We start from the raw sequence: 19,219 nt of genomic DNA, 5'->3' as shown, positions 1-19,219 counted from the left end.
TCATTCTTCCTTCTTTGGTTTTCCTTCTGGATAAGGTGTGTTTTCAAGTTGATCTCCAACCCACATCGTTCCATCTTCCCAAAATTCTTTTTTCCAAATTGGAACGATTCGTTTTATACGTTCAATCGCGTACTCATTCGCTTCATAAGCTACTTTACGATGCGGTGATGAAACTGCAATGACTACCGCAATATCCATTATCTCTAGCCGCCCTACACGGTGTGTAATTGCTACTTTTGCATCCAGCCATCTTTCACTAATTTCTTCACCAATTCTCATAAGTTGTTTTACTGCCATCGGTTTATATGCTTCATACTCTAAATGTAGCGTTCGTTTTCCTTTTGTTAATTCTCTCACCGTACCAATAAATGTTGTAATCGCACCTGCTTCCCTTCTTGCGACTTTATTCGTTACTTCTTCAACTAAAATCGGTTTATCTACAATCTCAAATAGCACTTGTCCCATTAAAACCACCTCTCACTTTATGAAATGTCCAAGGCCATTCACTACCTTCGTTATCTTCTAATAAAAGAACATCGACAAACATATCTTTTTTATATCCTCTTGTCCCGCCCAGCAATACGATAAACGCGTTGGATTCTGCCAATGAAGAAACTGAGCTAGATTTATCAAACCCTGATGGATAAGCGATTAATTTCCCCTCATCATATTGCAATTTTGCTCGTACAAATCTTGTAAATGGATTCGGTTTTAGAAAATCTTCTCCTACCAACGCTTTTTCTCTTTTTAAATGTACTTTTTCACTAAACATATACGTCCGAATACACGGTCTTACGAATAATTCAAACCCTACGTAACAAGCTGATGGATTCCCTGATAAACCAAATAATAACTTGCCATTTAATTGTGCTACAGTCGTAACACTTCCTGGTCGCATTGCAACTTTATTAAAAAGAACAGATGCACCTAACTTTTCGTAAATAGCTGGTAAATAATCATAATCTCCTACTGATACACCGCCCGTTGTAATTAACATATCTACTTGGCCAAGCGCTTCTTTCACAGCTGTAAAACACGTATTAAAATCATCACTAAACTTCCCAAAATATTTTACTCTTCCGCCCGCTCTTCGAATTTGAGACAATATCATGTACGTATTACTGTTTCGGATTTTCCCTGGCTGTAATGAATCATTGACATCCAGTAATTCACTCCCAGTCGCTAACAGTCCAATTACAGGCTTTCTCGCAACTGGTACTTCACTATAACCGAATGTAGCAAGAAGAGCTGAAATACCTGGATTAATGTACGATCCCTTCTTTGCAAGAACTGTTCCTTTACGAGCATCTTCACCTTGAAAAGAAATATTGTCGCCCGTTTTGAATGATCGCTTCACTTCCATATAATTGTTGCCATTCTTCTCATATTGACGAGTCAGCTCTAACATAACAACCGCATCACACCCATTCGGAATTTGTGCTCCTGTCATAATTCGAACTGCTTGAAATGGACCTACTTTCTCATGGAATAGCGATCCTGCACCAATTTCACCCACTACTTCAAATACAATTGGCGTTTCATAACTTGCTAAATTAGTATCTTCTGCTCGAATAGCAAATCCGTCATACGGCGAACGATTAAATGACGGTACATCATGGTCAGCTACTAAATCCTCTGCTAATATACGTCCATAAGCTAATTCAATTGGTAATAGCTCCTTTAAGCCCTTATCAGCAAATCCCATCACTTTACGAACAGCTTCTTCAACCGTAATTGGCACTCTTCTTTCCATTGTTGACACCCTCTCTATTAACCGAATACGCGATAATATAGTTGTTTCGCTTTCGAAATATCATTTGTACCATGAATAAAAACACGACCATCCCGAAAAAAAACGATGCGGTAATCATCGAATTGGCAAGATAGTAAATACGGATTCCGATCTACTTTTCCCAGTTTTTTTAATACTTTTTCTATATCATCAAAATTGTATTTCCTATTGTCTACTGTTCTAATTTGAACTGTATTTCTTCCGCATAAAACAGCAGCTTTCGTTTGACTTTCGTATGATAAATAAGGATAAGTTCGATTCAAACCGCATGAGAGACAAGCGTCTGTTTTTATTTTCCCTAATTTTATAAAATGATTTTGATTACTCCATATATCAAACATGAAAAATGTTTTTCTAATTGCTGAGAAATCTTCCACTAAAATTTTGAGCGCTTCTGCCACTTGATATGCTGCGACGATTTGAACAGTCGGGCTAATAATCCCAGCAGTATCACACGTCACACCTGTAACAGGGATATTTTTCAGCATACAATGTAAACACGGTGTCTCTTGCGGAATAATTATATAACTCATACCATATGATCCAACGCAAGAACCATATACCCACGGAATATTATGTTTTTGTGATAAATCATTTATTACAAATCGAATATCAAAATTATCTGTTGCATCAATGATTACATCTACATTTTTTAATAGACCTTCCATATTTTCTGAAGTTGCATCCATTACGAAAGCATGTATTTGTACTTCCGAATTAATTTGTTCTAGCCGATTTTTTGCAGCGATTGCTTTCGGCATTTTCTCTCTCGCATCTTGTTCAGAGTACAATTGTTGCCTTTGTAAATTACTCCATTCAACGTAGTCACGATCGATAATCGTCAACTTGCCAACACCTGCACGTACGAAACTTTCGGCACTTGCACTTCCTAATGCGCCTGCCCCTACAATTAACACATGTTTATTTCGAATTTTTTCTTGTCCTTTACTCCCAATTGGTTTGAACAACTGTTGTCGTGAATACCGATCAGCCATTACATACCCTTCCTCTCAAGAACTCTATTTCATATTAAAATGTTGTTTCTGATAACAAGCAAAGTAAGCAAAACCAACAAACCCAGCTCCTCCAATTACATTTCCGATAAAAACAGGAACAAAATTTTTAGCCAGATCCATCCACGTTAGATGACCAGCAAAAATAACAGCGGAAATGACAAACATATTTGCTACTACTTGCTGAAATCCAATCACTACAAATGCCATAATTGGAATCCAAATTCCGATGATTTTCCCGACAAAATCACTCGTCCCGTAAGCGAGCCAAAGAGCAAGACAAACGAGCCAATTACACCCAATTGCTAAAATCAAAGTTCTCCCAAATGATTCATGTAACTTCCCTTCCGCTATCGCTACCGTTTTATTTAAATACTCTCCCTCTGTTAATCCGCCAAGATGTCCAAAGCAATACGCAACGAAAATTGCCCCAATAAAGTTCATGAGAGTAATCCAAACCCAGTTATTCAGTACACTTATCAATGTAATTTTCTTTGCATAAAGCGCCATAGACAGTGACATCATATTTCCCGTAATTAATTCTCCTCCTGCTAATACTACGAGCATGAGTCCAACAGGAAATACTGCTCCTCCTAAAACATTCACTAGACTTCCCCAGCGCTCAGGTAAATTCCCTAAAACTCGAATGTTAAGTAAAAAACCTATCGCAATAAACGCTCCTCCTAAAAAACCGAGAATAAGCATCGCTGGCAATGTCTGTCTTACTTTTTGAACACCGGCCTCAATGACAAGCTCAGCAATTTGTTCCGGCTTATGAAATGCCATTACCCATTCCTCCATTTTCTCCAAATAAAAAAGCAGCTTCAAAAAACCTCCTCAAAATAAAGGTTTTTGAATGCTGCTTAATTTCTCTGCACATCTTTTACAGAGATATCAATCATCACTTTTACTATAAAATAGAAAATCCACAACTCTTGTAAATTTTCCATTTTTCACTATGACGCTAGCTTTATATATTAACCACCGATATGTGACATTTCAATTTTAGGTATTGTTTTCTTATTTGTATGATTTAAGCGTTCATCTGAATAACGATCTTCCCTATTATTCCATATATCGCGTACTACATCTGTAATGTCCTCATCTGTATGTTCAGAACGAAGCAATTCTCTTAAATCATTTCCTTTAGAAGCAAATAAGCAAGTATATAATTTTCCTTCTGCAGAAATACGAGCTCTCGTACATGATGAGCAAAAAGAATCTGTTACTGATGAAATAATACCTATTTCCTCATCGCTTCCTATATAACGATACCTAGTAGCCACTTCACCAGAATAATTTGCTTCTATCCGTTCTAACGGCATAACTTGATGAATCCTATCTACTATTTCTTGTTTAGAGACGACCTCTTTTAAATCCCAACCATTATAATTTCCAACATCCATATACTCAATAAAACGAAGAATATGCTTATTTTCCTTAAAATATTGCGCCATCTGCAAAATGTCCTGTTCGTTTTTTCCCTTTTGAACGACCATGTTTATTTTAATTTTCATTCCAACTTCAGCTGCAGCCTGTATTCCTTCCAGAACCCTTTGCACTTTGCTCCTATTACCATTTAAATAGAAAAACCGCTCTTCTTCTAAGGAATCTAAGCTAACTGTTACACGTGATAGTCCCGCCTTATATAAATCAGGAGCAAACTTTTTAAGTAACGATCCATTGGTTGTTAAACCGATATCTTCTACACCATCAATTTTATTAAGACGCTCAATAAGCTTTGGAAGCCCTCTTCGAAGTAACGGTTCTCCGCCTGTAATCCGTAATTTTCTCACACCTAAAGAAACGAAAATACGTGTTATCCTTTCAATTTCATCAAAAGATAAAATTTTATCATTAGACAAAAACGAGTAATCAGGACCAAATATTTCTTCTGGCATACAATATCGGCAGCGAAAATTACAGCGATCAGTAACTGAAATACGTAAATCCTTTAACGGACGTTGCAACTTGTCTAATGTAACTGATTTCATCTTCATTGCCTCACTTTTATTTTATATTTAAAACACGTTCTGGATGGGTATATACATTTAAGGAGTGATTACGAATAAATCCTATTGTCGTAATACCTAAATCTTCCGCTAGTTGCAAAGCTAACTCAGTTGGAGCTGATTTTGATAGTATAATTTCACAACCGATTTTTGCAACTTTCAATAATATTTCCGAAGAAATACGACCACTAAAAACAATGATTTTATCTTTTATAGAAATATCGTTTCTTAAACAATAACCGTAAATTTTGTCTAGTGCATTATGCCTACCAATATCCATTCGGCTTAAAATAATACCATTAACATCACATAAAGCTGCATTATGAACCCCACCAGTACGATGAAACGTATCCGCAGATTGCTGCATTTCTTTCATTAACCGAAAACAATCATCGGCAGCAACCTGTACATGGACACCCTTCATTTTTTTTGCACTTAGTGCATCATTTGCAAAAACAAACCCTTGCCTACTCATACCACAACAAGACGTAATATAGCGTTTATTTTGCATTTGTTCATAATACGGATTTACTTTTGTCGTTGTTACATGCACAAATCCTTCTTTCTCCTGCACCCATACACTATCAATGTCTTCATACTTCCGAATGATTCCTTCAGACGCTAAGAAGCCTATTACCATATCTTCTATATATTCTGGAGTACTAACCATTGTAACAAACTCCTGTCCGTTCATTTTAATGGTGACAGGAAACTCTGTTACAATGCTGTCCTCTATATGTTTAAATGCTCCTTGTTCATAACGAAAGATTTCTCTTTCTACCTGTATCGGTTTCACGATCAGTATCCTTCTCTCACGTTATATTTTTATCAAAAACAAATACAGAAACTGCAATATCTTCTTCTACTTTCATATCGGAAAACAAATTCACTAATTTCGCTCCAACAAGTTCCTCCAAATGTTCACGGGAATTCGCAGCATACACTTCTTGAATCATTTTCGTTCTAGCCATATGAACCATTTCCGCACCGTCCATCGTACTTGAAATAAATTTTTCAGTAGGTGTTAAGTTTCCATAAAGAGTCGCTATAGCCATATTTTCCGCAAAAACAGTATGAATTCGTTCTGGTCCTTTTCCGAAAAGTTCCTTTCGAAGTTTTCGTATCATATCATTAAATTCATGTACTTTTTTTGACATACAATTATACCTCCCAAAAGCCTCATTTTACTCTATTATATATTTTACCAAAATGAGCCTTCCGCCCAAACTATTTCCTACAAATATTTGGGCGGAAAGGTTCACTTCATGAAGTTTATTCGTCTTTTAACCCTTTCCCCATACCTTTTAAGAAGTGAAGCCCAAACCCGATAGCACGGTTAATATCTGGGTCTTTCAATACTTTCATAAGATCGAATACCCCTACTTTTTTATTACTTTCTAGATGTTCATTACCTTCTTCTAGCCCGACTAATAAACTACCTATAAGCTTTTTCGTAAGTTCTGGGTCAAGTTCAGTTAACGCACCTGCAGCGCCCATCATATTATTAATTAAATTTGTAACAGGCTCACGAGTTACTTGACCTAGAACAATTTTCGCAATTGGTTCTTTCGCTTTTAGCATTGAATTTGCAGCTTCTAGCATTCCAATGTCATTTAATTCCCCTACTATATTAAACATCTGATTTAGAGCTTCTTCATTATTAGTTAGAAGCTCTTTTAAATCATCTAACTTTTGCTGTTTTATTTCTTCCTCAGTTAATTCTTGTTTTTGAATCATTTTTATAGGTGCAGCCATAGTTTTCTCCTCCTACTTATCCGTTAAATGCACATACCCTGGACGTGCCCACTTACGATGTACCTCAATTCCAGCTTGAGGGTGACGTTTTTTATTGCGTGGGTTCGCTTTTGGCATCGGATTTTCGCCATCAACTTCTAATACTTCCATACGTACTTTTGTTTGTTTATACGCAGGTGTATTCGTACGTACATCCACAGCAGGACCTGTTAAGAAATTAATTGCCGTTTCGTTATCTGTAGAGTTCATCGGTAAATATAACTCATTCGCTTTTACACGATCTGTAACGAGTGCACGTAATTTTAATGCTCCAAAAGGAGAGACAAGACGAACTAACGAACCTGTTTTTACGCCACATTCTTTTGCAAGGTCTGGAGAGATTTCAACGAAAACACCAGGTACTTTCGTTTGAATACCTGTTGATTTATTTGTCATATTCCCTTCATGGAAATGCTCAAGCATACGACCGTTGTTAATGTGAAGGTCAAACTCAGCTGGAAATTCAGCTGGACGTACCCAGTCAGCAATCGCAAAACGAGCTTTTTTATCTGGGAAGTTAAATCCGTCTTGGAACAGAAGTGGTGTATTCGTTCCATCAAAACTTCCCCAATGGAAACTGTTCCATCCTTCAAGCACTTCATAGTTCGCTTGCGAGAACAATGGTGATAAACTTGCCATCTCAGCAAAGATTTCACTTGGGTGGCTATAATTCCAGTTTGCACCTAGTTTATTCGCAACTTCCTGGACGATCCACCAGTCTGGTTTCGCATCTCCTAGCGTAGGAAGAACTTGATATAATCTTTGGACACGGCGCTCTGTATTTGTGAAAGTACCTTCTTTCTCAAGAGATGGCGCTGCTGGTAATACAACATCTGCATATTGAGCAGTTTTAGAAAGGAAAACATCTTGCACAACGAAGAAATCAAGGCTCGATAACACTTCATGTACATGATTTGCATTAGAATCTACAAGAGCCATATCTTCTCCTACAAGATACATTGCTTTCATTTTTCCTTCGTCAATTGCGTGAAGCATTTCGATATTATTAAGACCTGGTTCACTATCAATTTTCACTCCGTAAGCAGTTTCAAATTTCGCACGTTCCATTTCGTTAGTAACGTGCTGATATCCTGGAAGCCATCCTGGTAAAGTCCCCATATCACAAGCACCTTGTACGTTATTGTGGCCTCGAAGTGGGTATGCACCTGCTCCTGGACGACGATAGTTCCCTGTTGCAAGAAGTAAGTTTGAAATTGCAGCGGAAGTATCAGAACCACCTGTATTTTGCGTTACCCCCATACCCCAAAGGATACATGTACCATCTGCATCACGAATCATTTCAGCCATTTGAATAAGTGTTTCTTTTGAAATGCCTGTTACTTCTTCTGCATATTCAAGTGTATATTCCTCTAGGCTTTCTTTGAAATCTTCAAAGAAGTTTACATTCTCATTAATGAATTCCTGATCATGCCAACCTTGATTGATCATATATTTCGTAACAGCCATTAACCAAACTTGATCTGTTCCTTGTTTTGGACTAATAAAGACATCTGATCGCTCTGCCATTTCGGTTTTACGAAGATCAGCTACAATTAACTTTTGTCCGTGTAATTTATGTGCACGTTTAATACGTGTAGCTAGAACAGGATGACCTTCTGTCGGATTACATCCTACAATAATAACAAGACCAGATTGCGCAATATCTTTAATCGTTCCGGCATCACCGCCCATACCAATTGTACGGAACAAACCATCCGTTGCTGGTGATTGGCAATAACGTGAGCAGTTATCAATATTATTCGTTCCAAATACTTGTCGAGCTAATTTTTGAATTACATAATTGTCTTCATTTGTAATTTTAGAGGAAGAAATGAATCCGATAGAACCTTTACCGTACTCTTCTTTAATAGCGCCTAATTTATTTGCAACTACATTCAGTGCTTCTTCCCATGTAGATTCAACAAACGTTCCATTTTTACGAATTAAAGGTTTTGTTATTCGTTCTTTAGAATTTACGAAATCCCAACCAAATTTCCCTTTTACACAAGTGGAAATTGCGTTAACTGGTGCATCTGAAGATGGCTGTACTTTAAGAATTTTACGCCCCTTCGTCCACACTTCAAACGAACAACCTACACCACAAAATGTACATACTGTTTTCGTTTTCTTCGTACGAGTATCACGCATGGCCGCTTCCACTTCTGATACCGCAAAAATACCGCTATATCCAGGCTCAACTTCTTTAATTAAATCTACCATCGGTTCAAGAATATCTGGTTTTAATCCCGTCATAAATCCAGCTTCACCGAGCATCGTTTTCTCCATTAAAGCGTTACAAGGACAAATCGTTACACATTGACCACAGCTAACGCATGAAGAATCATTAATATTTACTCCTTCATCCCAAATAACTCGTGGGCGTTCCGCTTCCCAGTCTATCGATAACGTTTCATTTACTTGTAAGTTTTGACACACCTCAACGCATTGACCGCATGCAATACATTGATTAGGATCATAGCGATAAAACGGATGCGTCATATCAACTTCACTTACATCTACTTTCGGTTCATACGGATATTTTTGATGTTCAATTTCCATTAATTCTGCTGTATTATGCAGTTTACAGTTCCCATTGTTGTTGTCACATACTGTACAGTATAATAAATGATTTTCTAGTAACCGATCCATCGCCTCTGTTTGTGCTTCTTTTGCGCGAACAGAAGCACGTTCAATGTTCATACCTTCCATCACTACTGTCGAACAAGATCGCATTAACTTTCCGTCAACTTCTACAATACAAGTGTCACATGTTTGAATAGGATCTACTTCTGGCACGTAACAAATTTGCGGATGTTCAATCCCGTTCTCATTAATGACACCCAATATCGTTGAACCGGGCTCCGCTGTATACTTTTTTCCGTCAATTGTAATATGAACCATGTTGTTATTCATGGTCTTTCCCCCTTTTTGAGAATAAAAAAACTCCACCACGAAAATATACGCACCGCATTTCGGCACGTTATTATCATGGTGGAGTAGTTTATTAGCACATCTTGCTAAAATACCAATCCATTTATTCATAAATAAAACGATAGAGTCATAACAGGTCATATCACGATTCCATCTTTAACACTATAATTATAGCGTTAAAGTTAAAAATATACAATATAAAATTTAAACTACGCATATGTCAGCTTGTAACTATCCATAATAACCCATATAAAGTGAAACTTTAATCAGTGGGGGGTTTTCTTCATCCCCCACTGATTATCAGCCCTCACCAATCGGGATAAAACATAACAAGGAGTAAGCGAACAAATGGGGTCTTTTAATAAATGGATTCGTGGTGAAAAATCTTTTTCTACCCAAGAGCAAGCTGATTACACATTAAATAAATCTATCTCTTCTTCCCTTTCCCTTAATTTAAAGCACTTGTCCAAAATGTTTAGCGGTATTCCAGAATTAATAACACGCACTTTTCCATTAAAAAACGGACAGGAAGCTGCACTTATATATATGGAAGGACTTGTAGACAAAACTGTTATTAACGTAAACATTCTTCGTCCTCTCTTATTTAAAGAGTGGAATGAAGACGATTTTTGGGAAGCCTCTGTTTCTATCGGAAATATTAAAAAAGTTCAACAGTGGACAGACATTGAACAATCTCTTTTACACGGCAAAAGTATTTTATTTATAAACGGACAACTATCCGCTTTAGAGCTTGATACGCAAGCGGCACCAAAAAGGAGCATTGAAGAACCTACAACAGAGAGCTCCATAAAAAGCTCACACGAAGGATTTAATGAAGTAGCGAGCGACAGCCTTGCACTTATTCGTCGATATATTCCAAATCGCGAATTGAAAGTGAAGGAATTCACTGTTGGTGAACGAGCTACTTCAAAGGTTTTTTTGCTTTATCTAGCAGATGTTGCGAACGAAAATGTCGTAAAAGAAATGGCATCCCGTATCGAGTCAGTAAAAGTTGATGCGATTCTTACTACTGGTGAATTAGAGGGGTTTGTTGAAGATAATTCCTTTACTCTCTTTCCGCAATTATCAATAACTGAACGCCCTGACACAACAGCACATCATATTCTAGATGGGCGAATTGCCGTTGTTGTAGATCGCTCACCAGGCGTATTAATAGGACCTATGACCTTTTCATCCTTTTTTCAGACGATAGATGATTACAGCTTCAGACCCATGATTCCATCTTTTATACGACTTCTTCGTTTCACTGGGCTATTTATTGCAATATTTGCTCCTGCTCTTTATATTGCTATGATTTCCTTCCATTATGAAGTGATTCCGCTCAAATTGTTGTTAACGATTGGAGAATCTCGAGCCAAAATTCCTTTTCCTCCCATATTAGAAGCTTTATTAATGGAATTAGTTCTCGAAATGCTCCGAGAAGCAGCGATTCGGCTTCCTGGGCCTGTTGGACAAACAATCGGCGTCGTAGGAGGAATTGTAATTGGACAAGCTGCCGTTCAAGCTGGGATTGTTAGTAACGTTATGGTTATCGTCGTATCAATTACTGCGGTTGCCTCCTTCATTATTCCTAACTTAGAAATGTCAGCAGGAATTCGACTTCTTCGATTCCCAATGATGATAGCCGCCTCTTTATTTGGCGTCATTGGAATTATGGTTGGGATGGCAATCATTATTATTCATATACTTTCTATGGAATCTCTCGGTGTTCCTTATGGTAGTCCTTTTTCTCCGTTATTTGCTTCGGATTTAAAAGATACCCTTGTACGTTTCCCATGGAAAATTATGAAGAAACGACCACTATCTCTACAATTAAAACAAGATAACCGGCAAAGAGATGTTGAGGAAAAGGAGGATAATAAGTGACAAAACGTGCAAAGAGGGAGATTAGTTTATTTCAATACATTTTAACGATTAGTGGTGTTCAAGTAGGATTCGGTGTCCTTACACTTCCGCGTGAAGTTGCACAAGGGGCAAATACAGATGGCTGGATGTCTATTATTATTGGATGTGCTCTCACTACTTTAGTCAGTTTATGTATTGTGAAAATTATGGAAAATCATCCTGGATATACTTTACTCGATGTGCTGACTCGTTATCTTGGGGAGTGGCTAGGAAGAGTAGGAATGATTTTTTGGATTTTATATGCTGTCCTTGCAGCTATTTCCTTAATTTTTTCCCTCTTATACGTTATTCACATTTGGATTTTACCTAGAACTCCAATGTTTTTAATTATGATTTTACTATCTATTCCAATGTTAATGCTAGCATGTAAAGGCGTTCTTATTATAAGTCGCTATGCTGTTTTCACTGTATTTTTCACACTATGGATGCCTTTTCTATTGTTTATTCCGCTTAAAGATGGGCATTGGATTTATCTTCTTCCTCTTCTTAAAGAAGGCTGGATACCAGTTTTAAACACAGTAAAATCAACTATCATTGCGTTTCTCGGATTTGAGTTTGCATTTGTCCTTTATCCTTATCTCAGTAATAAATCATCTGCAAAAAAAGGAATTGTTCTTGCGAATTTGATTACGCTATTTATTTATCTTCAAGTCACGTTTGTCTCTTTTGTTTATTTTAGTCCAGATGGTATAACAAAGTTTTTATGGCCGACTCTTTCTCTTGTTACACCATTTCACTTCTCATTTCTTGAGCGATTTGAAATTATCTTTTTGTCATTTTATCTCTTTATTATTTTTGATTCCTGTATTCCTTATATTTTCACTGCTTCAGATGGAATTAATCAATTACTTAACAAAAAAAGCAGTTCATTACCTATTTATGTTTTATTATTCGGGTGTATTTTCATCTTATTCTTTTATATCCCTTCCTCTTACCAAATAAGTTCGTTGCGAGAATTTTGGGGAACTGCAAGTTATTTTATCGTTTTTCTATTCCCAGTCGTATTTCTCTTATACATGACACTTTATCAGCATTGGAAAAGGAGAAGAGTTTAAATGAGGCGCTTTATTCATTTCACTATACTTTACTTTCTCATAACCTTTTTAACAGGCTGTGGAGATCGACTCGACTTAGAAAAACAATCGATTTCATTAATTTACGGCTTTGACGCAAAAGCAAAAGGAAAATTAATTGTGTACCACGTAAATCCTATTTTTAATGAAGACGTAGAAAAAAAGTACGAAACACATGAAGCGAAAGTACGTACACCTCGAGAAGCAAAAGCAACGTTTAATAGTTCAAGTGGCGGTTTAGTATCTACAGAAAAGTTACAGCTCATTTTATTTAGCACAAATTTTTTAAAACAAGAAGGGGCTATGCCTTACCTTGATGTTTGGTATCGTGATCCTAAAAACACTGGAAACATGCGCATGGTTGCAGTAGACGGTCCAATTTCTTCAGTTATATATAATAACTTTAAAGATAAGCCTGCCCTTCCCGAGTATTTAACAGATTTAATTAACACGAACAAACTGTACAATCGGACCGTTTTTACGACATTCCATGAATTTCACAGGCAAACGTTTAATAAAGGTATAACACCTGCTATTTCAGAAATAAAAAAAGGTAAAAAGGATGTTATCGTTACTGGTTCCGCGCTATTAACTTCTCGCGGAATTTATAAAATGTCATTAAATCGTTATGAAAGCGCCCTTCTTCTTTTGTTACAAAAGAAAGCGAATACACCGGTTTCGCTTACATTGAAAATCCCTTCTACTTCAGTTGAAAGTAATAGTGATTTAAAAGATACCGATGGCCGCGATTTCGTAACAATAAATGTTCTTAGCATGAATCGTGATATCGATACAGATTATAGCGATAACCACTTCAAATTTCATGTTAAAATGGATTTGAAAATTGCTGTCTCTGAACTTACATTCAATATGGATATAGACAAAGATAGAAAGAAATTAACTTCTCTTATTACAAAACAACTAAACAAAGATTTGAACGATTTAATCCACAACATTCAAAAACAGCAACTTGATCCATTCGGATTTGGTGATTATGCGAGAGCGTTTCAATATAAAGAATGGAAACAAGTCGAAGATGATTGGCCGAGTGCCTTTTCAAAAGCTAATGTGAAAGTGGCACCAACTATTAAAATTTTAGAAAATGGGATTATTAAATAGAAAAAACACGCTACTTGTTCTTATATGAATAAGTAGCGTGTTTTCATTTCCATTACAAGTATTATTTCAATGGACTATACTTTATTTCTATTTCTAACATTACTATGTTTTTTAGCATATACAAAATATATGAAAACCCCTATTATAATCCATGCCACAAAACTAATTAAAGTAAGCTTAGAAAGGTTCAAAGCTAAATATATACAACTTACTATCGAAACGATAGGTAAAAAAGGTACTAGAGGAGCACGGAATGGCCTCTTCATATTAGGATGTGCCTTTCTTAATACAATGACAGCTATAGATACAAACACAAATGCTGTTATCGTTCCCATATTCACTAAATTAGCTAATAAATTCAAATCCACTAATCCCGCTAATAAAGCTGCTAGTATACCTGTAACCCATGTATTAAAAAATGGAGTTTGTAAACGTTTATGGACACTTGAAAGTCTTTTTGGTAACAATCCATCTCGACTCATCGAGTAAGATACACGAACAAATGCAAACATAGCTACTAACAGAACTGTTGTTAGCCCTGCTATCGCTCCCACCGATAACAACCCAGCAATTCTATCTTCTCCTACAGTGCGCAACGCATATGCAACCGGATCAGCAACATTTAATTCCGTAAACGGAACCATTCCAGTTAACACGAATGAAACACCTACATATAGAACCGTACAAATGAACAAGGAAACAAGTAGCCCAATTGGCACGTTACGTTGTGGACGCTTCACTTCTTCTGCGGCTGTTGCAACTGCATCAAATCCTAAAAAAGCAAAAAATACAGTAGCAGCGCCTCCTACCACACCGTGAAAACCAAACGGTAGAAATGGTTGCCAATTCTCTGGTCTTACATATTGTGTCCCTACAACAATAAATCCTACAATAACAGCCAGTTTAATAATAACCATTATATTATTTATTCGTGCACTTTCTTTTGCACCACGGCTTAATAAAAATGTAACAACTAAAATAATAAGAACTGCTGGTAAATCAATGATTCCACCCTTCCCCATTCCTGGTGCCGAAGCAAAAATCGTAGGAATGTGAATATTAAAACCTAGTAGCAATGACTGAAAATATGCTGACCAGCCTGCTGCAACCGCAGAAGTCGCTAATAAATACTCCAGCATAACACACCAGCCAACTATAAATGCAAAAATCTCACCTAGTGTCATATATGTATATGAATATACACTTCCCGAAACTGGAACTGTAGATGCAAATTCAGCATAACAGAAAGCTACACATGCACATATAATTGCCGCTAATACAAAAGATAATACAATCGCCGGACCAGCATGTTTCGCTGCTACAATACCAGTTAATACGAAAATACCTGTACCAATAATTGCTCCAATCCCTAAAAGAGTTAGATCAATCGCTCCTAAAGTTTGATTCAATACTTTTTTCTTTTCTTCATCCATTGCTTTCTTTATGAAAAGACTCATTCTTTGAAACCTCTTTTTCAAGTTTATCTCTTACTTGTTACATTCTTTATTACTGTTCTATTTTAAAAATAAAAATATACATAGTTCACTTCCCCTATAGACTTAGTAACCCACCTCAAAAAAAACAGAAAAATCAATCTCCTTATGGCATATTGAATTTTCAAAATATTAATGGTACAAAAAAACCATTAAGAATGCTGATTGAATTTATCATACAATTAATTATATTGTCAATAATAAATCAATCGAAAATAATCGGTTGATTATGTATCAAATGTTATTTTTATACATAATTATTTTCTCAAAAACATTGTTGTTTTCCACCTTAATATTCATACACATTTTATTACATTGATTTTCATACAATTTTCATTGCATACAATGCAATGAAAATCATAATAACCTCAAATGAATTATTATTTAAAAATAATAATTCATTTGAGGTTATTTTACCATTTTAATACTAACAAAAAAGTGCAGATTTTCATCTGCACTTTTTTTATTCTTCCGCTTCAGCTTCTGCACTACTATTTTCAAGATGCTCCTTCTGAGCTTCCTCTTGCAGCTCCGCTGAAATCATCCCATAATAAAGTTCCGGATATAACCCAAATATTTGATATACACTTCCTAAAAACGGCATCAGAATCCCTCTTTTCTAAAGTTGTATTGCCACTTTTAAGGATTCCCTTTTCATTCATTATACATTCGTTTTTGACGTTTCTTCTTCATCTTGAACACCTAATAAATTTTGCCATTTTTTATACGGAGCGCTATTTGGATCTACATATCCTTTTGCATGCGAGCGATCCCACAATTGTTTAATAAACAATTCTTTCTCTTTCTTTGCCACCATATCGGCACCTGTACCGTAATAGTTCTGGAAATACAACTCGATTTCATCAAGGAATAGTCTTAATAATTCATCTGATGTTTCTTCTAACGTCGGATCATACTTCGCTTCACGGTCATACATTAAAATCATATCTAAAAGATTGTGGACATGTTCTTTTCTAAGCCATCTTACATCTTGGGCTCCTAATACGAACGGATGTGTATATAAATGTCCACCTTGTATCATCGCCTTTTCTTGCTCTTCTTCAAATCGTGACAAGATGTTTTCATAAATAAACGGATTATGAAGCAACGCTCTGTGTAATTTATAACTTTCGCTTGAAATATTTTTCCCCATCGACTGAATTAAAAAGCTACGTCCTACACCGTTATATTGATACACAAACTGTCCATCAACAGCAACTAAACTAATCCAGCGATACATATATGCGTATAGTAATGCACGATTACATTTATCATAATCTAATTTTGTTTGAGTCGCGTTTAAATCTGGCATAAAGGCTGGTAAGTGCCAATACTTATCTAAATGCGGCGTTAAACTAGATTTTTTACTATTTAATTTGTTTACACGGCGATAATACGATTGGAAATAGTCACCTTTATCATTCATAAATCCATTTGAAATATGTCCTGATGATAATTTAGGAAAGTCTTGCAGCGATAAGCCGTAATGCGCTCGATAACAGATCACTTCAAATGGCGAAAAGGCTTCATGTACTGTATCTTTTTCTTTAAACATTTCTTGAATTAATTCCTCTTGCAACTCTTTCTTTAAAGAAGGATGTATACCCCAATATTGTAATTCCCTATGATGAGCAACTTTCGGAACGAATGGACTCGCTAAATGGAACAGGTCTTCAATTTTTTCACGAACGTATTCATCGCGATCACGTTTCTTATAATCTGCTTCTTTTCGCAGCGCTTCAATAATATTCAGTTCTAATTTATCACGATAGCGTACTTGCAGTTCGTCATAACAATAGCTCAGTATATGTTCTCGGTAGAAATCCTCTACCTTTTTCGACTGAATCTCTTCTGTTTTCGCATCACGACAATATTCCCCGTACAAACTCATATAAATTTCCGCTGATATATCTTTCGGTAGTACACCTAAATTTAAATGTTGCTGCATATCTTGCCATATCTTTTCTTGCAGCTGTTCCTCAGCTAATACATATACATTCGTCGGGTTTGTTTTCCCTTCAAATTCCTTACTGCGCTTTTGGATTTCAAACAGTAAATTTTCACGTGTTTCATGTAAATTATCAAAAAATCTTTCCCAATATTGAATCATTTTATTAACTGCTTGATATAGCGATTGATATACAAGTTCTAATAGCATTTCTTTTCGATATTCATTTAATTTGTGTACATATTGCGTTACGATGTCTTCAAATTCTCTTTTGAATAAACGTTGCTGATTATTAATCATTTTTCCGAACCAGCCTTGTTGTTGAGCAATTTCTACTCGGCGTACAGCCGTTACCGTTCCATCAATATTACCCACATTAAATTTTTTATCGTAATTTTGAATTACATTACGCTTTTGTTCATTATTTTCATGTAGTCGATTCATTTTTTCTACTAACTGCTTTCGAATTTCATATAACATAAAACGTGCTGCTACTGGGTGAACGGGATCTGTTTTCTTTAAAAACCATGTATTTAATTGATAGGACTGCCCTTCAGAACCACTTGGTGAAAAGCGGTCTGATTCAATCATGTCATATAAAAGTGTCGTTACATGTTCATGTACCCGGCTCGGAATCGCATACGCATATAAACGAACCGCATGATCCACTCTTGCCACTTCACCCTTCATTTGTTCCATCATTTTCAGTTTCGTAGCTGAAATTTTACACTCATGTTGCAGACGATTTAATTCCTCATCTTTTTGCACCGTTCGTTGTACATAACTTTCTACAGCTTCTAAAAACAGTTTTGATTTCGCAACTCCGAGCTTACCACCCTCTGCTCCTTCACGTGTTTCATTGTACATTTGTCTATAGAAAATATGAGCTTGCTCTGGACGGGTAGCAAGATGCTCCAAGTCCTCTAAATAACTTTTACCTCTCTCCGGTTTTTCACGTTGCATCCCACGTTTTACATCTTGATCGTATCTTTGCTTCTTCTCTTGAAACAGTTGATCTAAATGAAGCCACGATTCATCTAAACCTTGCACAGCCCATTTTAAAGCACAATATTTTAACACATGTTCATATGGATAAATGAGTTTTGCCGTTCCTGCCCCGCAATATCGTCCTTTTCCGCTTGATTCTGCTAATTGCTGAATTTGATTGTCTTCCTGTGCAAAATGACTTGTGGACATCGGGCTAAATAACTGTAAATAAATTGTATTTGCCATCTGTTCCATATAGTCTGATAAATTGTGTAAATGGTGTCCATGTAGGTTTTCGTAATCGTATAAGAAACAATAATTGTACGGTAAATGATGTTGTTTAATTGTATGATTCGTTCTTCCGTCTTCATCTACTTGATCAGGGCGATACTCTAATTCAATTGTTACACCGCCGCGTTTTGATAATTCTCCAGTAGACCCGAGCGTAATAGCATGTAATTCTTTTAACGATGCATAGCCATTTGCTTGCACCGTTTCAAATTCTTTCGCGCTAACCGTTCTCGTCTTTACTAAAACATCCGGCATTAAAAACGCACCGCGTATTAAAATGTTATGATGCTGCAATTTCTTCCGAAGCATTTCACGTAAATATAAAGCAATTTGCAGAAACATCCCTGAACCTGTTCCGCCTGCTAGTGATGTTACTATAATGACACGCACACCATATTCCGTTTGATCACTTGTAACCGGAAAGATTTTCTCGATTTCTTGCCAAAAAGACGTCAATTTATCTTCTTTCATCGCAGCACGTAACGCTAAACGTGAAATGACGCGTAACTGTCCTGCTCCTTCTGTTAATGGTTTATCAAGTATAGTCGGATCCATCGGAAACCACTCTGGGATCGTTGGATCTCCCGCAATATACTCCCTTGGCGTTTTACTAGAACTTGTTTGTGTCTTAAACTTTCGAATATGATCGAATTTACTTAATGTATTCACATCTGTATCAAATACGTGCATTGCTACCTTTTTCCGGCGCTCTTCAGGCAGTTTTTCATATATTTGATGCGTCACAGTACTACCGATTCCACCTAAACCAATTAATATTGTTGGAACTTGTAATGTCATGTGAACCACCTTCCTATTCTTGCTTGTTTGAAAAAAGGGAAA

Annotated in this window: 15 protein-coding genes; 3 read left to right on the top strand and 12 right to left on the bottom strand. The window is 36.4% G+C overall.

Going from position 1 to position 19,219, the window contains the following annotated elements; genetic code table 11:
* From moaE to fdhF, 9 genes are all read right to left on the bottom strand, one after another.
* Positions 1–465: a molybdopterin synthase catalytic subunit MoaE gene (gene moaE, locus M1D66_RS09575; RefSeq protein WP_000531881.1), complete on the bottom strand. Its 465-nt coding sequence runs from the start codon at positions 463–465 to the stop codon at positions 1–3.
* Positions 446–1,753: a molybdopterin molybdotransferase MoeA gene (locus tag M1D66_RS09570; protein ID WP_242555239.1), complete on the bottom strand. Its 1,308-nt coding sequence runs from the start codon at positions 1,751–1,753 to the stop codon at positions 446–448. The genes moaE and M1D66_RS09570 overlap by 20 nt, the downstream gene beginning before the upstream one ends.
* A 17-nt stretch (positions 1,754–1,770) precedes the next feature.
* Entirely contained in the window at positions 1,771–2,787 is a 1,017-nt protein-coding gene (locus M1D66_RS09565) for a molybdopterin-synthase adenylyltransferase MoeB (protein ID WP_242555240.1), read from the bottom strand.
* Positions 2,788–2,811: 24 nt separating this feature from the next.
* On the bottom strand, positions 2,812–3,591 hold the full coding sequence (locus M1D66_RS09560) for a formate channel (protein ID WP_242555241.1): 780 nt from the start codon (positions 3,589–3,591) through the stop codon (positions 2,812–2,814).
* A gap of 191 nt (positions 3,592–3,782) precedes the next feature.
* Complete coding sequence (moaA, locus tag M1D66_RS09555) at positions 3,783–4,799, bottom strand: GTP 3',8-cyclase MoaA (RefSeq protein ID WP_000844123.1); 1,017 nt, start codon at positions 4,797–4,799, stop codon at positions 3,783–3,785.
* Positions 4,800–4,815: 16 nt separating this feature from the next.
* The gene (fdhD, locus tag M1D66_RS09550) at positions 4,816–5,613 is read right to left on the bottom strand and encodes a formate dehydrogenase accessory sulfurtransferase FdhD (protein ID WP_000802688.1); all 798 of its coding nucleotides are present in this window, start codon (positions 5,611–5,613) and stop codon (positions 4,816–4,818) included.
* 16 nt (positions 5,614–5,629) lie between these two features.
* The gene (locus M1D66_RS09545; protein WP_000039582.1) at positions 5,630–5,974 is read right to left on the bottom strand and encodes a Na-translocating system protein MpsC family protein; all 345 of its coding nucleotides are present in this window, start codon (positions 5,972–5,974) and stop codon (positions 5,630–5,632) included.
* A 115-nt stretch (positions 5,975–6,089) separates the two neighbouring features.
* Complete coding sequence (locus tag M1D66_RS09540; protein ID WP_000729897.1) at positions 6,090–6,572, bottom strand: helical membrane plugin domain-containing protein; 483 nt, start codon at positions 6,570–6,572, stop codon at positions 6,090–6,092.
* A gap of 12 nt (positions 6,573–6,584) precedes the next feature.
* Positions 6,585–9,524, bottom strand: coding sequence for a formate dehydrogenase subunit alpha (fdhF, locus tag M1D66_RS09535; RefSeq protein ID WP_242555242.1), 2,940 nt, complete (start codon positions 9,522–9,524; stop codon positions 6,585–6,587).
* 366 nt (positions 9,525–9,890) lie between these two features.
* On the opposite strand from fdhF, the gene M1D66_RS09530 reads away from it, so the two are divergent.
* From M1D66_RS09530 to gerSC, 3 genes are read left to right on the top strand one after another with little or no spacing between them, the layout of a single operon-like run.
* Positions 9,891–11,429, top strand: a complete 1,539-nt coding sequence (locus M1D66_RS09530; protein WP_000534517.1) for a spore germination protein — start codon at positions 9,891–9,893, stop codon at positions 11,427–11,429.
* Positions 11,426–12,523, top strand: coding sequence for an endospore germination permease (locus M1D66_RS09525; protein ID WP_000166518.1), 1,098 nt, complete (start codon positions 11,426–11,428; stop codon positions 12,521–12,523). Before M1D66_RS09530 ends, M1D66_RS09525 begins: the two co-directional genes overlap by 4 nt.
* Positions 12,524–13,660, top strand: coding sequence for a spore germination protein GerSC (gerSC, locus tag M1D66_RS09520; RefSeq protein WP_242283361.1), 1,137 nt, complete (start codon positions 12,524–12,526; stop codon positions 13,658–13,660). It begins immediately after the preceding gene.
* 74 nt (positions 13,661–13,734) lie between these two features.
* On the opposite strand, the gene M1D66_RS09515 is transcribed toward gerSC, so the two are convergent.
* The 3 genes from M1D66_RS09515 to M1D66_RS09505 all read right to left on the bottom strand — a co-directional run bounded on the left by M1D66_RS09515 (position 13,735) and on the right by M1D66_RS09505 (position 19,177).
* Positions 13,735–15,117 carry an APC family permease gene (locus M1D66_RS09515; RefSeq protein WP_000051651.1) on the bottom strand — a complete coding sequence of 461 codons (1,383 nt, stop codon included), beginning with the start codon at positions 15,115–15,117 and terminating at the stop codon, positions 13,735–13,737.
* Between the two features lie 499 nt (positions 15,118–15,616).
* The gene (locus M1D66_RS09510; RefSeq protein ID WP_001116192.1) at positions 15,617–15,757 is read right to left on the bottom strand and encodes a hypothetical protein; all 141 of its coding nucleotides are present in this window, start codon (positions 15,755–15,757) and stop codon (positions 15,617–15,619) included.
* Between the two features lie 57 nt (positions 15,758–15,814).
* Positions 15,815–19,177: a tubulin-like doman-containing protein gene (locus tag M1D66_RS09505; protein WP_000175122.1), complete on the bottom strand. Its 3,363-nt coding sequence runs from the start codon at positions 19,175–19,177 to the stop codon at positions 15,815–15,817.
* Between the last annotated feature and the right edge of the window lie 42 nt (positions 19,178–19,219).

This window comes from Bacillus sp. PK6-16, assembly GCF_056530295.1.
Note: the sequence above shows the minus strand (reverse complement) of the source record. Positions and strands in the feature narration are given on the sequence as shown.